We start from the raw sequence: 22,549 nt of genomic DNA on the forward strand, positions 1-22,549 counted from the left end.
GACGCCCACCCGACAAGCGATCCAGGGTCGCGGCCATGCGCGCGGACACCGTTGGGGAAATGATGCCTGGGCGGATCGCCACCAGATATTTCAGGCGTTCGGTCAGCGGCACCAGTGCCGAAGCGATCACCCATGAGTCTTCGCAGGAGCGCCCGGTGGGAATCAACACGCCGTGGTAACCGAGGTCGTCAGCGGCCTGGGCCACCTGTTTCAGGTAATTCAACGTGACCGGTCGCGCGCCTTTGCTGGTGCCTAGATAGTGGCCGTCGCCGTGGGTGGGAAGAAACCAGAAAACATCCATGACAAATCCTTTAAGTGTTCGGGCGGGCGCTGTACCTGTTGAACAGCTGTTGCTCAGGCAGCAATGGGGTCCAGTTATAAAGCGCCTGGTTTATTCCGCAAAATAACGTATATCCATATTTTTAGATCTTAAAGGCATAACAAAGAGGCGCCGAACCTGGAGCACTGTCGGTTGAAAGCCCTGCGCGCCGCTGTTTGCCTATATCCTCGGCCGATCATCTCCCATCTATTCCTTGAGACTTGCGCTCATGCTGCACAAAAATCTGATCCGCCGTCTGGACCTGATAACCCTTCAAGTGTTTGTCGCGGTGCATGAAGAAGGCACCTTGACCCGAGCCGCGGCGCGGGAGGCGATTGCGGTTTCGGCGGCGAGCAAGCGTCTGATGGAGCTGGAAGATGCGCTGGGAATCGGTCTGTTCGTGCGCAACGCCAAGGGCATGACCCTCACGGCCGCCGGGGAAACCTTGCTGCACCATGCCCGCCGCATGTTGTTCGACGTGGAAAAGATGGGCATGGAACTGGGCGAACACGTTCAAGGGTTACGCGGTTACGTGCGCATGCAGGCCAATCTCTCGGCGATCATCCAGTTTCTGCCCGAGGATCTGCATGAGTTCATCGCCTGCCATGCCCAGGTCAAAGTCGATCTGGAGGAGCGGCCCAGCACCGGCGTGGTTCAGGGCGTGATTGATGGCGTCGCGGACATTGGCATCTGTTCTGCCGACACCGACACCCATGACTTGTTCAGCGTGCCGTATCGCCGCGACAAACTCGTCGTCGTGATGCGCCCCGATCATCCGTTGGCGCAGCTGGATCAAGTGGCGTTCGTCGATACCCTGGACAGCGATCATATTGGCCTGCACGCCGCCAGTTCGATCCATATGCGCACTCAGGCGGCGGCGCGTTCAGCGGGTCGCGTGTTGCGCCTGCGTATTCATGTGCCGGGTTTCGATGCCGTGTGCCGCATGGTTCAGGCCGACATGGGCATTGGCATTTTGCCGCTCAAGGCTTTTGAATTGTTTGGTCGCGCACTTGGCCTCACTGCCGTCGCGCTGAACGACGACTGGTCCGAGCGCACGCTGCTCCTGATCACCCGCGAACAGGACGCACTAGCCCCGGTAAGCCGGATGCTGTTCGAGCATTTGCGCGGTGTCGAAAACCAGTAGGAGGGGACTTGTCCCCGATGTCGTAGGATGGGTCGACATCATTCCCCTGACACAACCCGCTGTCTGCGCCCACGTCTTCCCGGACAAGTCCGGTCCTACCTGATTTGTGCAAACCCGTTGGAGATCCCTCGTCGTCCGGATGCCGCTCTGGCTCGCAGCAAACGCCGACACCCGTTGCAGCGAGGCTTGCCCGCGAATCGGCAGTAGGAGCTACCGTAGGAGCGACTTTAGTCGCGAGAGCGTCAATCGCCCTCCCGGCTAAAGCCGGTCCTACGCCAAGCCTCCAACGAGCATTTCGTTGTTTGATGAGCGGGCCGTTCGCGTTTCGCGAACGACCATTGCCCACTGAAGGTTGGATTTATCCGCGCCCGATCCTCTACGCTGGCTCCAATTCCAAAAATAAAAGAGGTAACTCACATGACTGCTCCTCTGAATGGCATTCGCGTCATCGAAATCGGCACCTTGATCGCCGCGCCGTTTGCCGCGCGCCTGATGGCCGAATTCGGTGCCGAGGTAATCAAGATCGAGGCCATGGGGCAGGGTGATCCTCTTCGCAAATGGCGAAAACTCCATGAAGGCACGTCCTTGTGGTGGTACCTGCAATCGCGCAACAAGAAATCCCTCGCGCTGAATCTGAAATCCCCCGAAGGCATCGCCATCGTCAAGCAGCTCGCCGAAAGCACCGACGTGCTGATCGAGAACCTGCGCCCCGGCGCCCTGGAAAAACTTGGCCTGGGCTGGGACGTGCTGCATGCCCTGAACCCGAAGCTGACCCTGGTGCGGATTTCCGGCTACGGCCAGACCGGCCCTTATCGTGATCGGCCGGGCTTCGGTGCCATCGGCGAAGCGATGGGCGGGATTCGCTACACCACCGGCACGCCGGGCACGCCACCGGCGCGGGTGGGTGTCAGCCTCGGCGACTCGCTGGCTTCGATGCATGCGGTGATGGGCGCCTTGATGGCCTTGCTGCGGGTCAAGACCGGGCAGGGCGACGGGCAAATCGTCGATGTGTCACTGGCCGAAAGCGTGTTCAACGTGATGGAAAGCCTGGTGCCGGAATACGACATGCTCGGTCACATTCGCGAGCGCAGCGGCGGTGCCTTGCCTGGTATTGCCCCGTCCAACACCTACCCCACCGCAGATGGCGCCTATGTGGTGATCGCCGGCAACAGCGACCCGATCTTCAAGCGCCTGATGCTGGCCATCCGGCGCGCCGATCTGGGAGAAAACCCGGAGTTCGCCCACAACGACGGGCGTGCTGCGCAGTGCGCGCTGCTCGACGAAGCAATCAGCGTCTGGTCTTCCAGCCTGCCCATCGACGAAGTGCTGCGCGTCCTGGAGCAAGCCGAAGTCCCTGCCGGGCGGATCTACAACGTCGCCGACATTGTGGCCGATCCGCATTATCAGGCGCGGGGCATGATCCTCGACGCCGAGCTGCCTGGCGGTGCCGCAGTGAAAATGCCCGGCATCGTTCCCAAACTCTCGGAAACTCCCGGCGAAGTGAACTGGCAAGGCCCGAGCCTGGGCCAGCACACCGACAGCGTGCTCGACAGCCTGGGCATCACCGCTGCCGACATCCAGCGGCTCAAACAGGAAGGAGTGGTGCAATGATCACTGACTACTCCGAGCGCTTGATCGTCCAGGAAGTTGCCCCGCGCGACGGTTTGCAGATTGAACCGAAGTGGGTCGAAACCGCCGACAAGATCGCGCTGATTGATCAGCTGTCGCTGGCAGGCTTTTCCCGGATTGAAGCAGGATCTTTCGTGTCTCCCAAGGCTATTCCTGCCCTGCGCGATGGCGATGAAGTCTTTCGTGGTATTCGGCGTCAGGCGGGCGTCATCTACGTCGCGCTGATTCCCAACCTCAAGGGCGCGCAACGTGCGCTGGAGGCGGGTGCCGATGAGCTGAACCTGGTGATGTCCGCCAGCCAGACCCACAACCGGGCGAACATGCGCATGCGTTGCGAGCAATCCCTGGCGGCATTTGGCGATGTGGTGGCGCTGGCTCGCGGGACGACGCTGAGCCTCAATGGCTCAATCGCCACCACTTTTGGCTGCCCGTTCGAAGGACCGATCAGCGAAGATCGTGTGCTGCAAATCGTCGACGCGTATCTGGAGCTGGGCATGCAAGGCATCAGCCTGGCGGACACCACCGGCATGGCCAATCCACGTCAGGTCCACCGATTGGTCCAGCGGGTGTTGAGCCGGGTTCCGGCAGCGGCGTTGACCTTGCACTTTCATAACACCCGAGGCATTGGTCTGAGCAATGTGCTGGCGGCGTATGAGGCTGGCGCGCGCCGGTTCGATGCATCCCTCGGCGGCCTCGGAGGTTGCCCGTTCGCCCCTGGTGCATCCGGAAATATCTGCACCGAGGATCTGGTGAACCTGTGTGAGGAAATGGGTATCCAGACCGGTATCGATTTGCCGCACCTCTTGAAGCTTTCCCGGCAACTGCCGGACCTGCTGGGCCATGAAATGCCCGGGCAGGTCGCCAAGGCAGGACGCAACAGCGACCTGCATCCCGCGCCGACCAACCTGCCGGGTTGAGTCAACGCAACACCGTTAGCGCTTGAATGGGGCCAGTACCCCTTCCTACCAGACAACAAAAACAAACGGCCTCCTTTGAAGGGGCCGCCTGGAGACACGCACATGACCGTTTCTGTTTTGAACGCGGGCAGTACCCCCGCGCAGATCGCCGACGCCGAAAAATCGCTGGTTCGCAAAGTGGCCTGGCGGCTGATGCCGCTGATCATGGTGTGCTACCTGTTTGCATTTTTCGATCGCATCAACATCAGCTTCGCCAAGTTTCAGTTGCAGGCTGACCTCAGCCTTAGCGATACCGCCTATGGCCTGGGTGCCGGGTTGTTCGTGGTCGGTTATGTGCTGTTCGAAGTGCCGAGCAACATCATGCTCTACAAGGTCGGCGCGCGACGCTGGATCGCCAGGATCATGATGTCGTGGGGTGTTGCGACGGCCTTGATGGTGTTCGTCAACACTGAATGGCAGTTCTATGCGCTGCGCTTCATCATCGGCGCCATGGAAGCCGGTTTCGCCCCGGGCGTCTTGTATTACCTGACCTTGTGGTTCCCGCAGACCTACCGGGGGCGGATCACCTCGATCCTGTTCCTGGCCTCAGCGTTCGCCGGATTGATCGGCGCGCCGGTTTCGGGTTTGGTGCTGGGACACATGGACGGCTTGCTCGACATGCGCGGCTGGCATTGGCTGTTCCTATTGGGCGGCTTGCCGTGCATCGGCCTCGGCCTGGTGGTGCTGCTGGTGCTCAAGGACAAAATCGCCGATGCCCATTGGCTCACCGCTGAAGAAAAAACCTACCTCTCCAGCCGCATCGCCCAGCATGAGCCGCACAAACATGGCGGATCGTTGCTCAGCGCACTGAAGATGCCCGGCTTCCTCATGTTGGGGCTGATTTACTTCCTGATTCAGGTGGCGTCCTACGGCCTGAATTTCTGGGCCCCGCAGCTGATTCGCAGCGCCGGTACGGAAAGCCCGGTGGTGATCGGTTTGCTGACGGCGATTCCGTACGTCTTCGGCGCAATCAGCATGGTGGTGGTCGGTCGCTTGTCCGACTCCAGTGGCGAACGGCGCAAATACGTCTGCGGGCTGGTCGTCCTCGGCGCTGTCGGTTTCTTCAGCGCCGGGATTTTCGCCCAGCACACCGTGTTCCTGATCATCTCCCTGGCCATGCTGGGCGCAGGCATCGTCGCCTCGATCCCGGCGTTCTGGACTTTGCCTCCAAAGCTGCTGGCCGGCGCGGGTGCCGGTGCTGCCGGCGGCATCGCCCTGATCAACACAATGGGCCAGTTCGGCGGCATCGTCAGCCCGGTCATGGTCGGCCGCATCAAAGACCTGACCGGCAGCACCACGCCAGCGCTCTACGTCATCGGCGTCTCCAGCCTGCTCGCCGCCGCGCTGTTGCTGTGGGGGTTGCCGGCGAAGTTGCGGACGTTGGATAAAAGTGAGGGCTAACGATTAAGTCATTTAAGGCTAAACCCGCTCCGGCGGGTTTTTTCCTGTCTGTAACGCCCGTCGTCCCTTCGAAACTTTTGCCGCGCCGCTCCTGTCACTTTTAAACACCTCAGACAGGGAATCAGGCGATGGCAAGGGCAATCTGGAAAGGCGCGATCAGTTTTGGGCTGGTGCATATTCCTGTCGCGCTGGTGTCGGCGACTTCTTCGCAGGGCGTAGATTTCGACTGGCTCGACAAGCGCAGCATGGAGCCGGTGGGCTACAAACGCATCAACAAGGTCACCGGCAAGGAGATGACCAAGGAAAACATCGTCAAAGGTGTGCAATACGAGAAGGGCCAATATGTGGTGCTCAGCGAAGAAGAAATTCGCGCGGCGCACCCCAAGTCGACCCAGACCATCGAAATCTTCGGCTTCGTCGACAGTAAGCAAATCCCTCTGCAACACATCGAAACCCCGTATTTCCTCGCCCCGGACAAGCGCGGCGAAAAGGTTTATGCGTTGCTTCGCGAAACCCTGAATGAAACCAAAAAAGTCGCCCTGGCCAATGTGGTGCTGCACACCCGCCAGCATCTGGCGGCGGTGATGCCGCTGGAGTCGGCGATGGTGCTGGTGATTCTGCGCTGGCCCTCGGAAGTGCGCGGTCTGGAGACTCTGGAGCTTACCGATGCGGTCACCGACGTCAAACTCAGCAAGGCGGAGCTGAGCATGGCCAAGCGCCTGGTTGAGGACATGAGTGCCGACTGGCAGCCGGAGGATTATCGCGACACCTTCCAGGACCAGATCATGCACCTGGTGGAAACCAAGGCACGCGAAGGCAAACTCGAAACCGTGGAAACCGATACCGAAGACACAGAACGTAAAAGCGCGGACGTCATCGACCTTACCGAATTGCTCAAGCGCAGTTTGGCGGGCAAAAGCGCTGGCAGTAAAAGCGCGGCCAAACCGGCCGGCAAGCCAGGTTCCAAAACAACTTCCAAGACTGCTGCCGAGGCTCCCGCCAAGCGCCGGGCCCCGGCGCGCAAGAAAACAACCAAGGCTTCCTGACAACAGGCTAGAGGATTAACCATGGCCAAGCCGGTGAGTGAATACGCACGCAAGCGCAACTTCGACATCACTTCCGAGCCTGCGGATTCGCCTGCGCGTAGCAAGAGCAAGGAAAAGGGCAAGGACGCCGCGAAGGCGTTGAGCTTTGTCATTCACAAGCACGATGCGCGCAGCCTGCATTACGATTTTCGCCTTGAGCTGGGTGGCACGCTGAAAAGCTGGGCAGTGCCCAAAGGCCCGAGCCTCGATCCGGCCAACAAGCGTCTGGCGGTGCAGGTTGAAGACCATCCGCTGGGTTACGCCAGTTTCGAAGGCAGCATTCCCGAAGGCCAATACGGCGCGGGTGATGTGATCGTCTGGGACCGGGGGATCTGGCAACCGCACGGCGATCCTCGTGACACTTACAAGCAGGGCAAGCTCAAATTCACGCTGGTCGGGGAAAAACTGAGCGGCGACTGGACGCTGGTCCGCACCCGGCTCAAGGGCAGCAGCGACAAGCCCCAGTGGCTGCTGATCAAGGAGAAGGACGAAGTGGCTCGCTCTGGTGATGAATACGACATCGTCCAGGATCAACCGCAAAGTGTGGTGAGCGGCGCGTTGGTGGGTAAGGAACGGGCGTCCGCGCCACCCGCCAGGGCCAAACGCAAAACCGCGGTTACTGCGCCTGAAAAACCGGCGACCAAGCCCAAAGCCGCAAAAAAAGCCGCTGCAGTTCCCGATAAGCTGACCCCGCAACTGGCGACGCTGGTGGATGCTCCGCCCGACGGTGACTGGCTGTATGAAGTCAAATTCGATGGTTATCGCATCCTGACGCAAATCCTCGGTGGTGAAGTGCGTCTGTTCAGTCGCAATGGCAACGACTGGACCGAACGGCTGCCTTTGCAAGCCAAGGCCCTCGCTGCGTTGGGGCTTGGTGATAGCTGGCTGGATGGTGAAATGGTCATGCTCAACGAGCAGGGTTTGTCGGATTTTCAGGCGTTGCAGAACGCCTTTGAACTGGGCCGCAGCAAAGACATTGTTTATTACTTGTTCGACGTGCCCTTTCTCAACGGGCAAGACCTGTGCGATATGCCCATCGAGGAGCGACGTGCGGCGTTGAAACAGTTGCTGGGCAAACAGCGCAGTAAATTGCTGCGCTTTTCCGATGCGTTCCGTTCCGCCCACAAGGATATTGTGGAAAGCGCCAGCGCCATGGGGCTGGAAGGGGTTATCGGCAAGCGGCCGGGCAGTGCTTATGTCAGCAAACGCAGTCCGGACTGGATCAAGCTCAAATGCCGGCTGCGTCAGGAGTTCGTGATTGTCGGCTACACACAGCCCCAAGGCAGCCGCAGCGATTTCGGCGCGATACTGCTGGCGGTCAATGAAGAGGGCGAGAATCCGGGCCTGATGTACGCCGGCAAGGTCGGCACCGGCTTCAACCGGAGCACCCTCAAACAACTCGGCGAACGCATGATTGAGCTTGAACGCAGCTCATCGCCGCTGGCGAAAAAGCTGACCAGTGCCCAGGGCCGGGGCGTGCACTGGATCGAGCCGGAACTGGTCTGCGAAGCGGAGTTCGCCGAGTGGACTCGCGAAGGCATTGTGCGTCAGGCGGCATTTGTCGGCTTGCGCACCGACAAGCCAGCGAGTCAGGTCATCCATGAGCATCCTCGCGCGGCCACCGAACTCAAGGGCGCGTTCAAGCCCAAGGCACGCAAGGCAACCAGTGAAACTGCCAAGAAATCCGCAAAGTCAGCAAAAAACCGTATCGATGTGGCGGGCGTCAGTATCAGTCATCCAGACCGGGTGATCGACGCCGAAAGCGGCATCCTCAAAGTGGACCTGGCCCACTATTACGAAACCGTCGCCGACTGGATCCTGCCGCACTTGAAAAACCGCCCGGTGGCTTTGCTGCGCTGTCCCGAAGGTGTCGGGGGCGAACAGTTTTTTCAGAAGCACGCCGAGCGACTGAAAATCCCCAATATCAAGCAGCTCAAGGCCGGACTCGACCCTGGGCATGCGCGGTTGATGGAAATCGACACCGTGCAGGCTCTGGTGGGCGCGGCGCAGATGGGGACGATCGAATTGCATCGCTGGGGCGCTACCAGTGATCGAATCGAGACGCCGGATCACTTTGTGCTGGACCTCGATCCCGACGACAAACTGCCGTGGCGCAGCATCATCGAAGCGACGCAGATGACGCTATCAGTGCTCGACGAGCTGGGACTGCAGGCGTTCATCAAGACCAGCGGCGGCAAAGGCATGCACATCATCGTACCTTTGGCGCGGCAGGCGGATTGGGACACCGTCAAAGCCTTCGCCAAGGCCGTCGCCGAGTTCATCAGCCAACAACTGCCCGAACGCTTCACGGCAACCATGGGCCCGAAAAATCGCGTGGGAAAAGTGTTTATCGATTACCTGCGCAACACCCGTGGCGCAAGTACCGTGGTTGCCTATTCGGCGCGCGCCCGGCCCGGCTTGCCGGTCTCGGTGCCAGTCGCCCGTTATGAACTGGAGGGTTTGACGTCAGCCGGGCAATGGAACGTCGGCAACGTGCAAGAGCGGCTGAGTACCCTAAAGTCCGACCCGTGGGCCGGCTACCAGAATCGTCAGCGCATCACCAAGAAAATGTGGGCGCAATTGGGGCACAAGCGCTAGCCAATAAGCGGCTGCCAGGCCTTCACTTACCTGGGATATGCACCTGGTGAGTGTCGGCCTGTTCCGCTGGGTAGAACTCACCCTGCATGTCCATTTGTGCCAGACGCTGGCGAACGGCGGCTTCGACGCTGCGGATCAGGGGCTGGTCTTCGATATCGTCCACGCTCAGCCATAAACGATTGACGTTCTGACCATGGGTGCCTTCGCTCATCATGTCGTGGGTGAACAGTTGCTCGCCGCGCCACAGGCACAGCTTGGGTTGCAGAGGATCGTTCTCCTGCGGTGCTGGCGATGATGAAAGCCAGATTTCATTGATCATGCGCAGATCAACAGTGGCCAGTTGCTCGATGGAAATGACGGTGCTCATAAGGTTATTGCTCTTCGTCGCGGGTTGCAGGTCTGACGTACGAGTGAGGCGGTCGTTCAACCCTCCGGACGAGCGCCTTTTGAACCGACCCGGACAGGCACGGTCGATCAATCAATAGCCGCTAAGGAAAGTCGCGATGCCGATCCACGGATTTTTGCCCTGTCACCCCGGCGATTCGCTGTGATGCCGGTTGCCGCCACGTCGAAATGGGTCAAGGTTGAACCTGCGGAAAAGGCTGCCTTGCTGTTGGGGTTCGCCTTTCATTTCTGTGTGCTGGCCAGCTACTACCTGGTCCGGCCGCTGCGGGATGCGCTGGGCCTGGAAGGCGGCGCGGACAAATTGCAATGGCTGTTCACCGCGACGTTCGTGGCAATGCTGGTGATGGTCCCACTGTTTGGCGCGCTGGTTTCCCGCTTGCCGCCCAGACGCTTTGTCCCCTTGGTCTATCGCCTGATCGCGTTGTCGATGCTGGTGTTCGGCGTGCTGATCGCCAATCACGCCGCGCCCGTGGCGGTAGGCCGTGTGTTCTTCGTCTGGATCAGCATTTACAACTTGTTCATCGTCTCCATTTTCTGGAGTGTGCTGGTGGACCGGTTTTCCAGCGAGCAAGGGCGGCGACTGTTCGGTTTCATTGCTGCGGGCGGCACGCTGGGCACCTTCATCGGGCCCTTGCTCGCGGCAACCATGGCGACCCGCCTTGGCCCGATTGCCTTGACCTTCGCTGCCGCAGTGCTGCTTGAAGCGGCGGTGCAATGTTATCGGGCGTTGCTGAGTCGTACCCAGAGCCAGGAGCGGGACGTGTCCAGGGATGAGCAGCGCATGGGCGGCGGCATGCTGGCGGGCGTAACGCTGATCACGCGCTCGCCGTATCTGTTCGGGTTGGTGCTGTTCATGCTGCTGCACACCAGCGCGGCGACCCTGTTGTATTTCGAGCAAGGTCGGATTGTCGCTGGCAGCTACGCTGACGTAGGGAGCCGCACGCAGTTTTTTGCGACGGTCGACCTGATTGTCTCGGCCTTGACGCTGATCTTCCAGCTGGCGCTGACGGCACCGTTGATCCGCCTGGTCGGCATCGGCGGTGCGCTGGTGGCGCTGCCTTTGGCGACAGTGGCGGCTTTCATGGCCATGGCTCTGGCGCCGGTCCCCACGACCGTCGCGTTGGCGCAAGGGCTGCGGCGTGCTGTGGAGTTCGCCATTGTCCGGCCCGGTCGCGAAGTGCTGTGGACCGTGGTGAGCCGGGAGGAAAAGTACAAGGCCAAGAATGTCATCGAAACCGTGGTGTACCGGGGCGGCGACGCCGCGAGTGGCTGGTTGTCCGTTGGATTGACGGCGCTGGGTGCGGGTTTCGGGCTGTTGGCTATGGTTATCGTGCCCTTTGCCGGGCTTTGGGCCTGGCTGTGTTTCTGGCTGGCAAAGCGTCAGGCACAGCGGGCGACCACGAACGACAGATAAGGGGAAACTCATGTCCGACCCTGCTGTTTTCTCGCGCAGAAGAATTCTCACACTGGCGGCTGGCCTATCGGCGGCTTTCGCGTTCGACACGGCAACTGGCGAGTCCAGGCCGCCAACCATTCCTTCGCCGACTTCACCCTCGACCTTGCCGACAGGAGCCAGAAAAATGCTGACCCGCGCCATTCCCTCCAGCAACGAGCCGCTGCCAATGATCGGGCTGGGCACTTATCGCGGTTTTGACGTGGCCACCTCCAGCGCGGCCTACAAAAGCCTGCCTGCGGTCATCGATGCCCTGTTCGCCGCCGGCGGCACGCTGATCGACAGCTCACCCATGTACGGCCGCGCGGAGCAGTCCACTGGCGAACTGTTGTCCATCCATCAACCCAGCTCGCCTGCGTTTCTCGCCACCAAGGTGTGGACGCGCGGCCGCAAGGAGGGGATTGCGCAGATGGAAGAGTCGTTCCGGTTGCTGCGCACTGAACGCATCGATTTGATGCAGATTCACAATCTGCTCGACTGGAAAACCCATCTGCCGACGCTGCGCCAATGGAAAGAAGAAGGCCGCATTCGCTACATCGGCATTACGCATTACACGTCGTCGGCGTATGCCGATGTGGAAGCGGTGCTGAAGGCCGAGCAGCTGGATTTTCTGCAGATCAACTATGCACTGGACGACCGGGCTGCCGAGGCGCGTCTGTTGCCTCTTTGCCGGGAGCGCGGCGTCGCGGTGATCTGCAATCGGCCGTTTGGCGGCGGCGGTTTGCTGGGCCGACTCAAGGACAAGCCGTTACCAGGCTGGGCGGCACAGGTGCAAGTGACGAGCTGGGCGCAGCTGGCGCTCAAATTCCTGCTCGCCCATTCGGCGGTGACCTGCGTCATTCCCGGCACCGGCAATCCGCGTTACATGGCGGAAAATGCAGGCGCCGGATTTGGCCCGATGCTCACCGATGCCCAGCGGCAGCAGCTGATTGCGTTGGTGGGGTAGGGTCAGGCAACGCCGCCGTTGATAGCTGCGTGCAGCAAACAAAGAACAAGTCCCCTCCTACCGTTTCGCACAATCAGGTAGGACCGGACTTGTCCGGGAAGAGGCCGGTTCATTCACCGCATCTCCTCGTCAGAACTGCCGCATTCCGGATAAATCCGGTCCCACCTGTCTGAATTGGATCCTACAGCCCCCTAGCGATTCACCACCTTCGCCGGTAACGCCACCACCAGCAGACTGCTCAAAACCAGGCATACGGCGAAGAACCACATGACGCCCGCGCTGCTGCCGGTGACGTCCATTGCAATGCCCATCAGTGAATTGCTCACCAGGCCCGCGATGTTCGCCAATGAGCAGGCCAGCGCGAAGCCGGTCGCGGCGGCGCGGCCTTTGAGAAAGGTCGCCGGCAGGCTGAAGAACGCGGGCAACGCGCCGAATATCCCTGCGGATGCAATCGCGAACAGCAGCACGGTTGCCACCACGTCATGAACAAAAAAAGTGCTGCCAGCCATGGCCGCCGCGCCGATCAGGTACGGCACAATGATGTGCCAGCGCCGTTCCCGATGCCGGTCCGAACTGGCGCCGATAAACAGCATGCCCATGAGTGCGGCAATGCTCGGCAGCGCGGTCAGCACACCGATGTGGAAGGTATCAGTCACCCCCGCATTGCGGATGAACGTCGGCATCCAGAAACCCATGGCGTAGGCGCTGAGCAGCATGGAGAAGTCGATGCCGCCGAGCATCCAGACCTTGAGATTGAAGAACCCGTCGCGAAAGCTGTATTTGCTGCCCTTTTCATCGGCGGCATCCAGGGCCAGTTCGCTTTCCAGCAGACGCTTTTGCGTGTCATCCAGCCAGCGGGCCTGGCGATGATTGTTCGGCAGCATCCAGAAGGCCAAAATCCCCAGCAGGACGCTCGGCACCGCTTCGAGCAAGAACAGCCATTGCCAGCCGCGCAGCCCGGCGGTCTGGTCGAAGTGGCTCATGATCCAGCCGGACAATGGGCCGCCGATGATGCTCGACAGCGGCAGGCCGAGCATGAACAGGGCAATGATGCGGCCGCGTCGATAGGTGGGGAACCAGGTGGTCAGGTAAAACAAGACGCCGGGCAGAAAACCGGCTTCGGCGACGCCAAGCAGAAAGCGCAGCACATAGAACTGCGTCGTCGTGGTGACCAACATCGTGCAAGCCGAAAGCAGGCCCCAAGTGATCATGATCCGGGCGATCCAGATCCTGGCGCCGATCCTTTCCAGGACTAGATTGCTGGGCACCTCGAACAGGATGTAGCCGACAAAAAACAGCCCGGCGCCCAGGCCGAAGGCGGTCTCGCTGAAGTGCAGTTGATTGAGCATCTGCAATTTGGCGAAACCGATGTTGATCCGGTCCAGATAGGCCGCCAGATAACAGAAACACAGGAACGGAATCAGCTTCCAGGTGATTTTCCGGTACAGCGCTTTGATGGGGTCGTTGAGGTCGGTCAATGTGTTTTTTACATCTGCTGGGGGCATGAATGAGTCCTGGCGACTGCGGGGCTGATCAATAAGAGGCCAGCGAAGATAGAAGGATTTTTGAACAAAGGTGAGGAGAAATGTACTCGCGGTTTGAGTGATGCGTCTTTAAAAGAAGTAGGACGCGTCTGTAGTCGCAATGTTAATACCCGTAGCCAGCGGCTTGAAGCCTTGGAAGTTACCCGAAAGCCTGGGTTTGCCCCTCAGGCGCCTGAAAAAAGTAGCGGCGATCTGGGTTTAAATAGCCGCTTTGCGCAGGGCAACTTTCATCAGCTGCTCCATTACTGCTCATATTTCATGAAGTAACCACTTCACAAACGCCACGGATGGCTTTTTGAAAAGGGAGAGCACGCCATGGGCGAGCCCGTCATGGCGCCTGAAAGGACCGTGACCTTGCGGGTCAATGGCCAGACCGCTGCTGTCACCGCCATGCTTGATACACCGCTGTTGCTGGTGTTACGCAATGACTTGCAACTCAACGGCCCGAAATACGGCTGCGGGTTGGGGGAATGCGGCGCCTGCACGGTGACCATCGACGGGATCGCCGCGCGCGCGTGTGTGTTTCCCCTGGGCGGCGCTCAGGGGCGGGAAATCACCACCCTGGAAGGCCTCGGCAACCGCCAGCGTCCGCATCCGGTGCAACAGGCATTTATCGACGAGCAGGCCGCGCAATGCGGCTACTGCATGAACGGCATGATCATGACTGCCAAGGCGTTGCTTGATCGTATCCCCCAGCCCACTGACGCCCAGATTCGCCACGAGCTGGCGGGCAATCTCTGCCGCTGCGGCACCCACCTTGAAATACTTCGTGCGGTGCGGCGTGCCGCGCGCCAGACGCCTTGAACGGATCACCCTCATGCCCCAAACCTTGCTCAACCGTGACCAATTGCTGGCCAAAACCGGTGTACTGCTGATCATCGACACCCTCGAACCCGCCTCGGCGCCGTTGGCCAAAGGCGGGGTGCCGCTGCCCAGGCCGCCGGAGAGGGCGCTGTTCATCGCCGTCAATGATGACGGTTATGTCTACGCGTTCAACGGTCATGTCGACCTCGGCACCGGAGTTCGCACGGCATTGGCGCAGATCGTTGCCGAAGAACTGGATGTGGCGCTGGAGCAGGTATGCATGATGCTTGGCGACACCGCCAATACACCGGATCAGGGGCCGACCATTGCCAGCGCGACGATCCAGATTGCCGCGATCCCGTTACGCAATGCCGCTGCAGAAGCGCGCCGCTTTCTGCTGCAGCGCGCGGCGCAGCGTCTGGACGTCACGCTTGAATCGTTGAGCATTGATCGTGGAGAAGTGACGGCAGGTGATGGCCGGACGCTGAGTTTTGCCGAGCTGGTCGCGGATGAGCACGACGAGCTGGGCATTTCCGGTACTGCACCACTGAAAGATGTCGCGGCCTATCGCCTGGTCGGCAAAGGCGCAGCGCGGCTGGATATTCCCGGCAAAGCCACGGGCGAGTTGACCTACGTGCATGACATGCGCTTGCCGAACATGCTTCACGGTCGAGTGATTCGTCCACCGTATGCGGGCCTGGACAGCGGTGACTTCGTTGGCAACAGCCTGCTGGAAGTTGACGAAGCCTCGATCGCCCAGGTTCCGGGTGTGGTTCGGGTGGTGGTGATTCGGGATTTTGTCGGCGTGGTTGCGTTGCGCGAAGAACAGGCCGCGAAGGCTGCGCAGCTGCTCAAGGTCACCTGGAAAGCCTGGAATCACAAGCTGCCGGACATGGATGATGTTGCCCAGGCGATCCGCACCAACCCCCACGTGCAGCGGGTCGTGCTGGATCAGGGCGATATCGAAAGCGCACTCGCCCAGGCCAGCCAGCGCATGCCGCGTCGTTATGTCTGGCCGTACCAGATGCACGCTTCCATCGGCCCGTCTTGCGCGCTGGCGGATTATCAGCCAGAAGGCTTGCGCGTCTGGTCCGGCACGCAGAACCCGCATCTGCTGCGCGCTGACCTGGCCTGGCTGCTGGAATACCCTGAAGAGCGCATTGAAATCATCCGCATGGAAGCTTCCGGCTGTTACGGGCGTAACTGTGCCGATGATGTGAGCGCTGACGCCGCGTTGCTGTCCCGTGCCGTCGGTTTGCCGGTGCGCGTGCAGCTGACTCGTGAGCAGGAACATGTCTGGGAACCCAAAGGGGCGGCCCAACTGATGGAAGTCGATGGCGGCCTGAACGCCGACGGCGCAGTAGCCGGTTATGATTTCACGACCAGTTTTCCGTCCAACGACGCGCCAACCCTGGCGCTGTTGCTGACCGCTCGCGTCGAGCCGGTGGCGGCGATCTTCGAGATGGGCGATCGCACCTCGGTTGCGCCTTATGCCTTCGAACATATGCGCGTGACCATCAACGATATGGCGCCCATGGTCCGCGCATCGTGGATGCGTGGCGTGTCGGCGCTGCCCAACACCTTCGCTCATGAGTCCTATATCGATGAGCTGGCGTTCGCGGCAGGCGTTGATCCTGTGGAATATCGTCTGCGTTATCTACACGACGCGCGCGGGGCAGCGCTGGTCAGGGCTACTGCGGCCCGCGCGCAATGGACGCCACGCCGCGAACCGATGACGATCCCCGAGCAGGACAACGTGCTGCGTGGACGCGGCTTTGCTTATGCGCGTTATATGCACAGCAAGTTTCCCGGTTCCGGCGCAGCGTGGGCGGCATGGGTGGCCGACGTTGCAGTAGACAGGTTGAGTGGCGAAGTATCGGTGACCCGCGTGGTGGTGGGGCATGACGCCGGCATGATGATCAATCCGGCAGGGGTGCAACATCAGATTCACGGCAACGTCATTCAATCCACCAGCCGTGTGCTCAAGGAACAGGTGACTTTCGAAGCGTCCACGGTTGCCAGCAAGGAATGGGGCGGTTATCCGATCCTGATCTTCCCGCAGGTGCCGGACATCGATGTGTTGATGATGCCGCGCCAGAACGAGCCGCCGCTGGGCGCGGGGGAGTCGGCTGCGGTGCCCAGCGCGGCGGCCATTGCCAACGCGGTCTACGACGCCACCGGGATCCGCTTTCGCGAACTGCCGATCACTGCCGAGCGGGTGCTGGCGGCGCTCAACGCTGCAGATGGCCAAGGCGAAGGTAGTCCGCCTGTAGCTGCGAAAGCCAAACGCTTCAGAGGATTGTTGGGTTCGATGATTCTGGCATTCGGCGCCTTACTGGGCAGCGCATTGCCGTGGCGTGCTGAAATCAGTCCGATTGCGCCGCCCGATCCTGGCACCTGGTCAGCCGCTACGCTGGAACGTGGCCGTTTGCTGGCGGCGGCGGGGGACTGCGCGGTCTGTCATACCGCGCCAGATGGAGCAAGTAATGCGGGCGGGCGGGCCTTGCAAACGCCGTTTGGCACCCTGTACACCCGCAACATCACGCCGGATACGCAAACCGGGATCGGTAACTGGTCGTATCCGGCCTTCGAGCGAGCCATGCGCCAGGGCATCAGTCGCGATGGCAAGCATCTGTATCCGGCGTTCCCCTACACCGCCTTCAGAAATATCAACGATGCCGACATGCAGGCGCTCTACGCCTGGCTGATGACTCAGACACCCGTCAGCCAGCCGGCCAGAAGCAACGATCTGAGTTTTCCGTGGAACCTGCGGCCGCTGCTGGCTGGATGGAACGCGCTGTTTCTGCGCAGCGGGGAATCCAAGGCGCTGCCCGAACGCAGCGAACAGTGGAATCGCGGTGCGTATCTGGTCAACGGCCTCGGGCATTGCGCGGCCTGTCACTCGCCGCGTAATGCGCTGGGCGCGCAGAAGGGCGGTGCCTGGTTTCTGGCTGGCGGCACAGTGGATGGCTGGCAAGCTCCAGCGCTTAATGGCCTTTCGCAAACAGCAACGCCGTGGACCGAGGAGCACCTGTTCACTTACCTGAGCACTGGACATTCCGAGGCCCATGGCGTGGCGGCTGGCCCTATGGGGCCGGTGGTCGGCGAGTTGGCTAAATTGCCCGCTGCCGACATTCGCGCCATGGCGGTTTATCTGGTTTCGCTGGATGCATCGGCGGTGTCCCGACCGCAGCCTGACGATGCATTGATCGCCAAGCCGACACTGGCGTCATTGAGCCGGGGCAAGCGTATTTTCGAAGGCGCCTGTCAGGGTTGTCATGCGGACGGGAAAGGGCCGAAATTGTTCGGGGTCAGTCCGGCACTGGCCCGCAACAGCAATCTGCACAGCCAGCAACCCGACAATTTGCTGAAGATCATCCTGCACGGCATTGCGACCCCGGCCACTCAGGATCTGGGTTACATGCCGGGCTTCAAAGACAGTTTTTCCGATACGCAGCTCAGCGACTTGACCGCGTATCTACGCAACCGATTTGCGCCGAATCAGCCCCAGTGGCGTGGCGTCAGGGAGAAAGTGGCCCAGTTGCGGGCCAATCCGGGAATGCATTGAAAGGTTAAAGAATGCGATACAACAACCGCTCGGCACGCACCCGGCTGACCCGCCGCAAAAAGGTCCTGACGGCGACCGGATATTCCATGAGGGTATCCAGCTCGTCGTACTTGCCGACGCGCTGGGTGTTGCGCATCAGACGTTCGATTTCGGCCTGGCGTGCGCTGATCCATTGACCCTTGGGATCGTCGATCAGCAGTGCGTTTTCCAGGTCCAGATTGAAGGCGCGCGGGTTCAGATTGTTGCCGGTCAGCAAGGTGTAACGGTCGTCGACCCACATGCCCTTGAGGTGGAAAGTGTTATCGCCTTCCTTCCACAGGTGCAGGTTCAATTGGTGGCGGGCAATGGAGGCTTTGTGCTTCTGGGCAAAACGCCGCAAGCTGATCTCGTAGAGATAAGGCAATGCCGAAATGACCTTGAACGGCTCATCAGGCGGGATAAAGAAGTCGTTAGCCTTCTTGTCGCCGATGATGATGTCGACCTTTACACCACGCTTGAGGGCGCGGTTGATTTCCCGCGTCACCGCCAGCGGCACGTTGAAATAAGGCGTGCAAATGGTCAGCTGGGTTTTGCTCGCCGCAATCAGTTCGAGAATCGTGCGATTGAGCGGGTTGCGTGGGCCGACCCCCAACAAGGGAATGACCCGCAACTCACCGTTTTCCTCGACGCCGGCTGAGGTGTCGTAGACGGCGCGCTTGAGATGGTTGCGAAAGGCCCGGATTTCGCTGCGCAGGCTGCGGGACGTCGGCGGCGAAGGCAGGTCCAGGCGATGCACCGCTCCGGAAGGCAGGATGTCACGCTGCACCATGTCCTGGAACGCGTCGGCCAGCGGCGTGCTGTCCACCACGTGATAGCGGTCCAGACGGTATTTGTCGAGCTTGTGCAGGTAAACGTTATTGATGCTGGCGCCGCTGTAGATCACGGCGTCATCGATCACGCAGCCTTTCAAATGCAAGACCCCGAACAGCTCGCGGGTCTGGACTGGCACGCCGTAAATCGGCACTTCCTCGTCATATTCCAGATTCTGCGCCTGGTACCACGTGGAATTGCCCGGCTGGCGTCCCGCGCCAATCAGGCCACGCTGCGCCCGGAACCAGTCCACCAGCACCACCACATCCAGTTCGGGCCTGGCGGCTTTGGCGGCGTACAGTGCGTCGAGCATTTCCTGGCCGGCTTCGTCCTGCTGCAAGTACAAGGCGATGATGTAAATACGCCGGGTCGCCGAGGCGATTTTCTCCAGCAGGCAGCGACGGTAATCAGCAGCAGTGGGCAGAATCGTGAGGGCATCGCCGGGCAAGACAAAACCGCGCAGCGCTGCAAGGGTAGAGCGTCGGAAGTTGGACCGCATAAGCCTCTCGAAGGGGTAAACCAACAGCGCACGAGCTTACACCAGAGTCGGGGTCAGGTCGTGGATGCTCTTGAGAGATCCCGGACAAGTCCGGTCCTACCGAGTCAACACAACCCGGTAGGAGGGGACTCGTCCCCGAAGGCGTCAGTGCAAGCGCTGAAGATTGTCCTTGGCAAACCCGACGCCTTCCCGGACAACTCCGGTCCTACCGAGTCAACACAACCCGGTAGGAGGGGACTCGTCCCCGAAGGCGTCAGTGCAAGCGCTGAAGATTGTCCTTGGCAAACCCGACGCCTTCCCGGACAACTCCGGTCCTACCGAGTCAACACAACCCGGTAGGAGGGGACTCGTCCCCGAAGGCGACGTTACATCCGCCGAAGTTCCAAACCAGAACTGACGCCTTCGCGGGCAAGCCTCCAACGGGAAGTGCGCTGGTTGCTCAGTAACCGTTGCGCTTCAAGATCGCATCCATGCTTTCTTGCGCCGGCCGACCGTAGAACCTGAGCAGCTCCGAAGCGCGGTTGGTAAAGAAGCCATCCACGCCGTCTTCGCTGACTTTCTTGAAGTCCACTTCGTCATCGACGGTATAGGGATGCACCACCAGGCCTTTGTCATGAGCCATCTTGTTCATCCAGGGTTTGACCAGGTCCATGTAACTCTGATCGCCACCGTGAGTGAGTTTCGTAGAGGGACCGGTGCCAATCGCGCCGTGTGCCTTGGCCCAATCCATCCAGGCGGCAAACTCCGCTTCGGATTTGACCTCCTGCGCGCCGTAATAGCTGGCCTTGTCCTTGAAGCCTGAATCCTTGAAGGCTACGCCGGATTTCGGTTCGATCGATCCTTCTCCAATCCACAACAGCAGCACTTTCGGTACTTGCGGCATCTCTTTTTGCAGCAGTTCCAGACTGGGTTTCTCGAAGGTCTGCAACACCACACGCCCAGGCATGTGCGCCACGTTGACATGACCTGCGCTGGCGGCCGGGCGCGAAGTCAGCCAGCCGCGTTTATCCAGGTTCTTTTTCAAGTCGGCTTCAATGCCGGGAAACTGCGCAGGGACTTTAGTTTCGATATACAGGCCGGGCTTGTTGCTGCCGCCTTCGGCGATGTCGATCACTTCATCCAGGGTCAGGATTTGCAACCCGGCATAGCTGGCGCGCGCACGGTCGGGATAGGCCTTGTTGAACCAGGTTCCGGCGTCGAGTTGCTTGAGTTCGGCGAGGGTAAAGGTGCTGACCGGATCCTTGGCGCGCGCGGGGAAAACGTCGGCGACGTTGGTGGTGCGTACCAGAGTGTCGTCATGCAAGGCGATCAACACCCCGTCTTTGGTGCGCTGAATATCCATTTCCAGATAATCCGCCCCCAATTCACGGGCCACGGTGTAGGCCGGAATGGTTTCTTCTGGCGCGTCAAACGAAGCGCCGCGATGGGCAATGACCGCAGGCCATGGCAAACCGATCTTTTCACTCAACGCCTTGCCCGGCGCTTCGGCCGAAACCGCGACGGCCGATGACAGCAGCAAGCCTGTGAATACACTCGCTGCCAACAACTGGGCAATCGGGGTTTTACGAAACAGGTTGTTCGACATTCCTTTCAACATGGGCATGTAATTCCTTCTGATCGTCATGGATGACCGTCTTGATCCGCGCAAAGCATTACCAGCATCAAGCGGGACCGGCAAGGCGCCTGTCGCTTTCGGATGAGCCATGTCGCACCCAAACGCAGAGTTATTGAGAGGTTTGTGGCTCATCCGCACGCATTTGGGCACTATGGGTCTCATTTGTTATCAGCTTGCACGGCAAATGCGTCCGCTCCGTGAACGCGAGAATCTTCCAGGCAGTCTTTTTTATGGAAACCAACACTTACGCCGCGCTGGTGGGATTCGTCGATATGCTCATGGACGCCATTTGCGTTGTCGACTCGCAAGGCCGTTATGTGTACGTCAGCGCAGCCAGTGAGCGGATTTTCGGTTATTCACCCGCCGAGCTGATGGGCCGGCAGATGCTCGACCTGATTCATCCGGATGACCGGGAGCTCACGTTGGCTGCGGCTCGGGAGATCATGACCGGCGAGCCAAAGCTGCATTTCGAGAATCGCTACATCCATAAAGACGGGCATATCGTTCACATCATGTGGTCGGCGCGATGGTCCGAGGTGGACCGTCTGCGGATTGCGGTCGCCCGTGACATCACTCAGCTCAAGCGTTCCGAAGCCTTGCGCCAGGCACTGTTCGATATTTCCGAAGCGGCTCATTCGGCAGGAGATTTGGTCGAGCTGTTTCGGCATATGCATGAAATCATCGGCACCTTGCTGCCTGCGCAGAATTTTTCGGTCGCGCTGTTCGATCCGCTGCGTGTCCAGTTGAATTTCCCTTATCACATCGACGAGCAGGATCCGTTGCGGCAAAGTCCGCTGGCCCAAACCCTGGCCCTTGAAATCGCTGCCACGGGCACCGCTGTGCTTTTTTGCGCCTCAAGGAAAGCCTCGCTGTCGCAAGCCCTGATCAGCCTGATGGATGACAATTCATCGTGTTGGCTCGGTGTGCCGCTCAACGCGCAAAGCGGCACCATCGGTGCGTTGATGGTTAAAGGCCAGAGCGGAGAAGGGCACTACAGTGAACAGGATCAAGAGCTGTTGCAGTTCATCGCCAATCAGGCAACGGCCGCCATCGAGCGTCAGCGGATGCACGAGCGATTGCAGCAGATGGCGCAATTCGACCCGTTGACCCAGTTGCCCAACCGGATGTTGTTGCATGAACGACTGCTCGGTTCCCTGGAACGCGCACGGCTTAGCGAAGGACGTCTGGCGGTCCTTTATCTGGATCTGGATAAGTTCAAGCTGGTCAACGACACGTTTGGACATGCCGCAGGTGACGTACTCTTGCAGGAAGTCGCCCGCCGTCTTACCCATTGCGTACGTGAATCGGACACGGTCGCGCGGATCGGCGGGGACGAATTCATCGTTTTGCTGGATCGCGTCAGCAAGGATGACGACGCCAATATCGTGGCTGCCAAGATCCTTGCCGCACTCAATGAGCCCATCAACTTCAACGGCATCGACTGGCCGATAATGCCCAGCATCGGCGTTGCCCACTTCCCGGACGACGGCGCGGATCTGGCGCAGCTGTTCAAATATGCTGATGAAGCGATGTACCAGGCCAAGAAAAAGGGTGGCAACCGGTTTCAGGGGTAAGACCCGAACTCATGAACCGACCACTTCCTTGCGCGGGCGTCCACCTTTCGCGCCGTTTTTGGGCCGGTCTGAGGCTACACCTTCAGCCTCCACACCAACAATCCATCAAAGCCTCTGCCCAAGCGCGCAGAGTCGCGTTACTGTCTGCGTCTTTCAGCGG

The 22,549-nt window shown here is 60.2% G+C and carries 16 protein-coding genes; 11 read left to right on the forward strand and 5 right to left on the reverse strand.

Features of this window, described 5'->3' with window-relative positions; genetic code table 11:
- On the reverse strand, positions 1 to 301 hold a 301-nt coding region (locus CFII64_RS10750; RefSeq protein ID WP_020290798.1), incomplete at its 3' end, for an LLM class flavin-dependent oxidoreductase.
- Between the two features lie 247 nt (positions 302 to 548).
- Between CFII64_RS10750 and CFII64_RS10755 the strand changes: the two genes are divergently transcribed.
- The 6 genes from CFII64_RS10755 (at position 549) to ligD (ending at position 9,132) form a co-directional block, all read left to right on the forward strand.
- Positions 549 to 1,463 (forward strand): LysR substrate-binding domain-containing protein, encoded by a 915-nt coding sequence (locus tag CFII64_RS10755; RefSeq protein WP_020290799.1) that lies wholly within the window; start codon positions 549 to 551, stop codon positions 1,461 to 1,463.
- A gap of 417 nt (positions 1,464 to 1,880) precedes the next feature.
- On the forward strand, positions 1,881 to 3,074 hold the full coding sequence (locus tag CFII64_RS10760; protein ID WP_020290800.1) for a CaiB/BaiF CoA-transferase family protein: 1,194 nt from the start codon (positions 1,881 to 1,883) through the stop codon (positions 3,072 to 3,074).
- The gene (locus CFII64_RS10765; protein ID WP_020290801.1) at positions 3,071 to 4,009 is read left to right on the forward strand and encodes a hydroxymethylglutaryl-CoA lyase; all 939 of its coding nucleotides are present in this window, start codon (positions 3,071 to 3,073) and stop codon (positions 4,007 to 4,009) included. Before CFII64_RS10760 ends, CFII64_RS10765 begins: the two co-directional genes overlap by 4 nt.
- Before the next feature lie 102 nt (positions 4,010 to 4,111).
- On the forward strand, positions 4,112 to 5,449 hold the full coding sequence (locus tag CFII64_RS10770; protein ID WP_020290802.1) for an MFS transporter: 1,338 nt from the start codon (positions 4,112 to 4,114) through the stop codon (positions 5,447 to 5,449).
- A 128-nt stretch (positions 5,450 to 5,577) separates the two neighbouring features.
- Positions 5,578 to 6,495 (forward strand): Ku protein, encoded by a 918-nt coding sequence (locus tag CFII64_RS10775; RefSeq protein WP_020290803.1) that lies wholly within the window; start codon positions 5,578 to 5,580, stop codon positions 6,493 to 6,495.
- A gap of 21 nt (positions 6,496 to 6,516) precedes the next feature.
- Positions 6,517 to 9,132 (forward strand): DNA ligase D, encoded by a 2,616-nt coding sequence (ligD, locus tag CFII64_RS10780; RefSeq protein WP_020290804.1) that lies wholly within the window; start codon positions 6,517 to 6,519, stop codon positions 9,130 to 9,132.
- Between the two features lie 22 nt (positions 9,133 to 9,154).
- Here the strand turns inward: ligD and CFII64_RS10785 are convergent, their stop codons facing one another.
- Positions 9,155 to 9,499 carry a hypothetical protein gene (locus tag CFII64_RS10785; protein WP_020290805.1) on the reverse strand — a complete coding sequence of 115 codons (345 nt, stop codon included), beginning with the start codon at positions 9,497 to 9,499 and terminating at the stop codon, positions 9,155 to 9,157.
- Between the two features lie 183 nt (positions 9,500 to 9,682).
- Between CFII64_RS10785 and CFII64_RS10790 the strand changes: the two genes are divergently transcribed.
- Together CFII64_RS10790 and CFII64_RS10795 are read left to right on the forward strand one after the other, a co-directional pair.
- On the forward strand, positions 9,683 to 10,951 hold the full coding sequence (locus CFII64_RS10790; protein ID WP_020290806.1) for an NTP/NDP exchange transporter: 1,269 nt from the start codon (positions 9,683 to 9,685) through the stop codon (positions 10,949 to 10,951).
- 10 nt (positions 10,952 to 10,961) lie between these two features.
- Positions 10,962 to 11,936, forward strand: a complete 975-nt coding sequence (locus CFII64_RS10795) for an aldo/keto reductase (RefSeq protein ID WP_080290666.1) — start codon at positions 10,962 to 10,964, stop codon at positions 11,934 to 11,936.
- A 191-nt stretch (positions 11,937 to 12,127) separates the two neighbouring features.
- Here the strand turns inward: CFII64_RS10795 and CFII64_RS10800 are convergent, their stop codons facing one another.
- Complete coding sequence (locus tag CFII64_RS10800) at positions 12,128 to 13,441, reverse strand: MFS transporter (protein WP_020290808.1); 1,314 nt, start codon at positions 13,439 to 13,441, stop codon at positions 12,128 to 12,130.
- 354 nt (positions 13,442 to 13,795) lie between these two features.
- Here CFII64_RS10800 and CFII64_RS10805 point away from each other — a divergent pair, with 354 nt between their 5' ends.
- Positions 13,796 to 14,284, forward strand: coding sequence for a (2Fe-2S)-binding protein (locus tag CFII64_RS10805; protein ID WP_020290809.1), 489 nt, complete (start codon positions 13,796 to 13,798; stop codon positions 14,282 to 14,284).
- 13 nt (positions 14,285 to 14,297) lie between these two features.
- The gene (locus tag CFII64_RS10810; RefSeq protein ID WP_020290810.1) at positions 14,298 to 17,852 is read left to right on the forward strand and encodes a molybdopterin cofactor-binding domain-containing protein; all 3,555 of its coding nucleotides are present in this window, start codon (positions 14,298 to 14,300) and stop codon (positions 17,850 to 17,852) included.
- A 4-nt stretch (positions 17,853 to 17,856) separates the two neighbouring features.
- Here the strand turns inward: CFII64_RS10810 and pssA are convergent, their stop codons facing one another.
- Together pssA and CFII64_RS10820 are read right to left on the reverse strand one after the other, a co-directional pair.
- Positions 17,857 to 19,200, reverse strand: a complete 1,344-nt coding sequence (gene pssA / locus CFII64_RS10815) for a CDP-diacylglycerol--serine O-phosphatidyltransferase (RefSeq protein ID WP_020290811.1) — start codon at positions 19,198 to 19,200, stop codon at positions 17,857 to 17,859.
- A gap of 439 nt (positions 19,201 to 19,639) precedes the next feature.
- Positions 19,640 to 20,797 carry a glycerophosphodiester phosphodiesterase gene (locus CFII64_RS10820; RefSeq protein WP_020290812.1) on the reverse strand — a complete coding sequence of 386 codons (1,158 nt, stop codon included), beginning with the start codon at positions 20,795 to 20,797 and terminating at the stop codon, positions 19,640 to 19,642.
- A gap of 248 nt (positions 20,798 to 21,045) precedes the next feature.
- On the opposite strand from CFII64_RS10820, the gene CFII64_RS10825 reads away from it, so the two are divergent.
- A complete protein-coding gene (locus CFII64_RS10825; RefSeq protein WP_020290813.1) occupies positions 21,046 to 22,389 on the forward strand; it encodes a GGDEF domain-containing protein in 1,344 nt (447 codons plus the stop codon).
- The last annotated feature ends 160 nt before the right edge of the window (positions 22,390 to 22,549 follow it).

Source organism: Pseudomonas sp. CFII64, from assembly GCF_000416235.1.
Classification (GTDB): domain Bacteria; phylum Pseudomonadota; class Gammaproteobacteria; order Pseudomonadales; family Pseudomonadaceae; genus Aquipseudomonas.

What these genes read in the sequence shown, in the direction of transcription:
- CFII64_RS10765 (WP_020290801.1), top strand. Translation starts at nt 3,071, where the DNA reads ATGATCACTGACTACTCCGAGCGCTTGATCGTCCAGGAAGTTGCCCCG.
- CFII64_RS10825 (WP_020290813.1), top strand. Translation starts at nt 21,046, where the DNA reads ATGGAAACCAACACTTACGCCGCGCTGGTGGGATTCGTCGATATGCTC.
- CFII64_RS10770 (WP_020290802.1), top strand. Translation starts at nt 4,112, where the DNA reads ATGACCGTTTCTGTTTTGAACGCGGGCAGTACCCCCGCGCAGATCGCC.
- CFII64_RS10760 (WP_020290800.1), top strand. Translation starts at nt 1,881, where the DNA reads ATGACTGCTCCTCTGAATGGCATTCGCGTCATCGAAATCGGCACCTTG.
- CFII64_RS10755 (WP_020290799.1), top strand. Translation starts at nt 549, where the DNA reads ATGCTGCACAAAAATCTGATCCGCCGTCTGGACCTGATAACCCTTCAA.
- CFII64_RS10790 (WP_020290806.1), top strand. Translation starts at nt 9,683, where the DNA reads ATGCCGGTTGCCGCCACGTCGAAATGGGTCAAGGTTGAACCTGCGGAA.
- ligD (WP_020290804.1), top strand. Translation starts at nt 6,517, where the DNA reads ATGGCCAAGCCGGTGAGTGAATACGCACGCAAGCGCAACTTCGACATC.
- CFII64_RS10795 (WP_080290666.1), top strand. Translation starts at nt 10,962, where the DNA reads ATGTCCGACCCTGCTGTTTTCTCGCGCAGAAGAATTCTCACACTGGCG.
- CFII64_RS10810 (WP_020290810.1), top strand. Translation starts at nt 14,298, where the DNA reads ATGCCCCAAACCTTGCTCAACCGTGACCAATTGCTGGCCAAAACCGGT.
- CFII64_RS10785 (WP_020290805.1), bottom strand. Translation starts at nt 9,499, where the DNA reads ATGAGCACCGTCATTTCCATCGAGCAACTGGCCACTGTTGATCTGCGC.
- pssA (WP_020290811.1), bottom strand. Translation starts at nt 19,200, where the DNA reads ATGCGGTCCAACTTCCGACGCTCTACCCTTGCAGCGCTGCGCGGTTTT.
- CFII64_RS10800 (WP_020290808.1), bottom strand. Translation starts at nt 13,441, where the DNA reads ATGCCCCCAGCAGATGTAAAAAACACATTGACCGACCTCAACGACCCC.
- CFII64_RS10820 (WP_020290812.1), bottom strand. Translation starts at nt 20,797, where the DNA reads ATGTTGAAAGGAATGTCGAACAACCTGTTTCGTAAAACCCCGATTGCC.
- CFII64_RS10775 (WP_020290803.1), top strand. Translation starts at nt 5,578, where the DNA reads ATGGCAAGGGCAATCTGGAAAGGCGCGATCAGTTTTGGGCTGGTGCAT.
- CFII64_RS10805 (WP_020290809.1), top strand. Translation starts at nt 13,796, where the DNA reads ATGGGCGAGCCCGTCATGGCGCCTGAAAGGACCGTGACCTTGCGGGTC.